The 3,834-nt window shown below is 69.8% G+C and carries 4 protein-coding genes; 1 reads left to right on the top strand and 3 read right to left on the bottom strand.

Translation table 11 applies throughout. The features are described from left to right. Nucleotides 1-8: 8 nt before the first annotated feature. The 3 genes from FKV24_RS00335 to FKV24_RS00325 all read right to left on the bottom strand — a co-directional run bounded on the left by FKV24_RS00335 (nt 9) and on the right by FKV24_RS00325 (nt 2,403). The gene (locus FKV24_RS00335) at nt 9-386 is read right to left on the bottom strand and encodes a RidA family protein (protein WP_111266582.1); all 378 of its coding nucleotides are present in this window, start codon (nt 384-386) and stop codon (nt 9-11) included. Between the two features lie 110 nt (nt 387-496). Further along, nucleotides 497-1,270 (bottom strand): SDR family oxidoreductase, encoded by a 774-nt coding sequence (locus tag FKV24_RS00330; protein ID WP_141480757.1) that lies wholly within the window; start codon nt 1,268-1,270, stop codon nt 497-499. A 125-nt stretch (nt 1,271-1,395) separates the two neighbouring features. Further along, nucleotides 1,396-2,403: an aldo/keto reductase gene (locus tag FKV24_RS00325; RefSeq protein ID WP_141480756.1), complete on the bottom strand. Its 1,008-nt coding sequence runs from the start codon at nt 2,401-2,403 to the stop codon at nt 1,396-1,398. A gap of 159 nt (nt 2,404-2,562) precedes the next feature. Here FKV24_RS00325 and FKV24_RS00320 point away from each other — a divergent pair, with 159 nt between their 5' ends. Continuing rightward, complete coding sequence (locus FKV24_RS00320) at nt 2,563-3,516, top strand: AraC family transcriptional regulator (RefSeq protein WP_249040852.1); 954 nt, start codon at nt 2,563-2,565, stop codon at nt 3,514-3,516. The last annotated feature ends 318 nt before the right edge of the window (nt 3,517-3,834 follow it).

The following is a 3,834-nucleotide window of genomic DNA, read 5'->3' as shown; positions in this document are numbered from 1 at the left end:
TCCTGGGCCTATTCGGCGACCGCCATCACCGCCTCGACCTCCACCTTGAGGGCGGGGGCGAACAGGCCCGCGACCCGGATCAGCGAACTGGCGGGATAGTGGCCCCCGTAGTGCTTCTCCAGGGTCCGGCGAATGCCCTCGAGGTCGTCGCAGTCGGTGACAAGGACGGTGACCTTGACCAGTTCCGCCAGGCCGATGCCTTCGTTCTCCGCGATCCTGGCCAGTTGCGAATACACGTGGTCCAGTTGTTCGACGGTCGAGCCGTTCTCGGCCGGGGAGCCGAACGCGGTCAGCCCGGAGACGAACAGGTGACCGCCGGATCGGACCGCATGCACATAGGGGCCCGCCGGCGGCGGAAGGTCGGGATAGGTCTTTCGTTCGAGCATCTGATCGGATCTCCTGTTGTTGGGCCCCGCGCTGACCGGGGCCGGTGCCCGTCGGGGGCGTGAGGCGGCAGCGGAGTCCAGGCACCGCCGCCGGGGGATTGCGCCGCCGGTTACAGCAGTTGCGCGGTCGGCCGCACCACGATCTGGTTGACGTCGACGTCGGCCGGTTGCCCGATCGCGAAGGCGATCGCGCGGGCGATGGCCGCGGCCGGAATCGGCTCGGGGAGCGTCGCGTCCAGATGCTCGCGGGTCGTGGCGTCGGTGATGCTGTCGAACAGTTCCGACGCGGTCGCGCCCGGGGCGATCGTGGTCACCCGGATGTCGGCCCCGGCCTCCTGGCGCAGGCCTTCGGAGATCGCGTTGACCGCGAACTTGGTGCCGCAATAGACCGCGCCGCCGGGGAACACCACCTGGCCGGCCACCGAGGACAGATTGACGAAGTGGCCGGAGCGCTGCGAACGCATCACCGGCAGCGCGGCGGCGATGCCGTACAGCACGCCCTTGATGTTGACGTCGATCATACGGTCCCACTCGTCGACGCGGCCGGCATCGAGCGGGGACAACGGCATCACGCCGGCATTGCCGACCATCACGTCGAGACGGCCGAAATGCGCGACCGCGGCGCCGACGAAGGCCTCGACCTGATCGCGCCGGGTCACGTCGACGGTCTGCGCGACGGCTTCGCCACCCTGTTCGCGGATGCGCGCGACCAGGGCATCGAGGCGTTCGCGGCGACGGGCGCCGAGCAACAGGCGGGCACCGTGCGCGGCCAGGTGCAGGGCGGTGGCTTCGCCGATGCCGCTGCTGGCGCCGGTGATCGCGACGACCTTGCCGTGGACCGGGTCCTGGTGAAGAGGCGATTGGGGTATGGAGGGGGTGGACATGGGAACTCCTGCGGACAGGCGCGCGCCGTCCGTCGCCGGGCGAGGCGCGCCGCGATTGGGAAGGGGTGGGTGGGGTGCGCGGGTGCCGACCGGAGCCCGGTGCGACGCCCGCGCGGTGTCGCCGTTCAGGCGTTGACGGTCTGCATGAAGGCCTCCGGATAGCGGGTGCCGGCGACTTCGTGGCTGGCGAGCACTTCATCCAGCCTGGCCAGCGCATCGGCATCCAGCGTCAGCGCGGTGGCCGCCGCGTTCTCGTCCAGGCGGCCGATCTTGCGGGTGCCGGGGATCGGCACGATGTCCGGGCCGCGGTGCAGCAGCCAGGCCAGCGCCAGTTGCGCCGGCGTGCAGCCACGTGCCTGGGCCAGTGCGGTCACCGCTTCGACCAGGGCGCGGTTGACGTCGATGTTGCCGTCCTGGAAGCGCGGGTTCTGCCGTCGCCAGTCGTTGTCGGACAAGGTGGCGGTGGAATCGATCGCACCGGTCAGGAAGCCGCGGCCGAGCGGACTGTAGGGCACGAAGCCGATGCCCAGCTCGCGGCAGACCGGCAGGGCGTCGTGTTCGACATCGCGCGTCCACAGCGAGTACTCGCTCTGCAGCGCGGCGATCGGATGCACCGCGGCGGCGCGCCGTACGGTTTCTCCTGAAGCCTCGGACAGGCCCAGATGGCGCACCTTGCCGGCCTCCACCAGGCGCGCCATCGCGCCGACGGTGTCCTCGATCGGCACCTTCGGATCGACCCGGTGCTGGTAGTACAGGTCGATGTGGTCGACGCCGAGCCGTTTCAGGCTGGCATCGCAGGCGGCGGCGACGTACCCGGGCGAACCGTCGATGCCGAGGAAGCTGCCGTCGGGCGCACGCACATTGCCGAACTTGGTCGCCAGTACGATCTCGTCGCGGCGCCGCGCCAGTACCTTCGACAGCAGGATCTCGTTGCGGCCGACGCCGTACATGTCGGCGGTATCGAGGAAGTCGACGCCGATGTCGAGGGCGTGGTCGAGCACAGCGAGGTTGGTCTGCTCGTCGGACGGTCCGTAGAAGTCGGACATGCCCATGCAGCCCAGACCGATCGCGGACACCTCCAGCGCGGCGCCGAGGCGGCGGCGGGGGACGGGGCGGGGAAGGGGAGTGGTCATCGCATCGCTCCAGTGGTGGGGGTGCGGACAGCCTAGGTTCGGCGGCACCGGAGCCGGTAGACGGTTATCGCAGGATTCTTGCCCGATCCTGCATGGCGCGTGGCGGGCCGCGGTTTTGCCCGCGCGGGCGGCGTATGCTGGGCCACACTTGGAACTGCCATGAAAATCATGCAATTGCATACTGATCATCCGCGCGAGGCGCGCGCCGTCGACGACCCGCGTCAGCAGGAGCTGGCGGAGCGGGTTGCCCGATTGGTGCCGGCCGACGGTGTCCACCCCAGCGCCTGGGCGCCGCTGACCCTGATCCGCGCCAGCGCTCCGAACCAGGGCCTGCCGTCGGTGTACGAACCGAGCCTGTGCGTGGTCGTGCAGGGCAGCAAGCGCACCCTGATCGGCGACCGGGTGTTCCACTACGACCCGCTCAACTATCTGGTCGTGTCGGTGACCCTGCCGGCGGTCGGGCAGATCCTGGAGGCCAGCCCGGAGCAGCCCTATCTGTGCCTGCGGCTGGCGATCGACACCGAGGAGGTGGCCCGGCTGATGCTGGAGCTGGGGCAGGACGGCGGCGACGAAAGCCGCGACGGCGAGCTGGGCATGTGCGTGGCGTCGATGTCGGGCGAGTTGCTGGACGCCCTGCTGAGGCTGGTGTGCCTGCTCGACACCCCGCGCGACCTGCCGGTGCTGGCGCCGGCGGCCAGCCGCGAGATCCAGTACCGGGTGCTGATGGGCGGGTTGGGTCACCAGCTGCGGCATCTGGCCGTGCACGACGGCCGCACCCATCGCGTCGCCCGTGCGATCGACTGGATCCGCTCGAATTACGACCGGACCCTGCGCGTGGACTCGTTGGCGGAGGCGATGCACATGAGCCCGTCTTCGCTGCATCACCAGTTCAAGGCGGTGACCGCGATGTCGCCGCTGCAGTTCCAGAAGCAGCTGCGCCTGCACGAGGCGCGGCGACTGATGTTCAGTGAGGGCATGGAAGCGGCCGTCGCCGCGCACCGGGTCGGCTACGAGAGCCCGTCGCAGTTCAGCCGCGAGTACCGGCGCCTGTTCGGCGCGCCGCCGCGGCGCGAGGTCAAGGCAATGCAGGCCGGTGGCGTGGGCACTGTTTAGGCCGCGATCCCCAGGGCCATCCCATGAACGCCCATCGCGGCTTACGCCGCTCCTACGAAGAGCGCTCGTCTGCCTCGTGATCCAGCCCCCTGAGTCAGGGGGCGATTCGCGCCGCAGGCGCGAATGGGGGTGTGGCAGCGCAACGGTGGGGCCCGAGGTTTGCGCAGCAAACCTTGGGAGATATCCGCGCGCAGCCGGATATCGTTCCCCCCTGAGTCAGGGGGCGATTCGTGCCGCAGGCACGAATCAGAAGTAGGCACGTGGTGCCGCAGGCACGAATGGGGGTGTGGAGGCGCATCGGCGGGGGCCCAAGGTTTG

Source organism: Marilutibacter maris (genome assembly GCF_006546735.2).
In the GTDB taxonomy this organism is placed as follows: domain Bacteria; phylum Pseudomonadota; class Gammaproteobacteria; order Xanthomonadales; family Xanthomonadaceae; genus Marilutibacter; species Marilutibacter maris.
The sequence above is the reverse complement of the archived record's forward strand: the minus strand, read 5'-3'. Positions and strand labels throughout refer to the sequence as shown.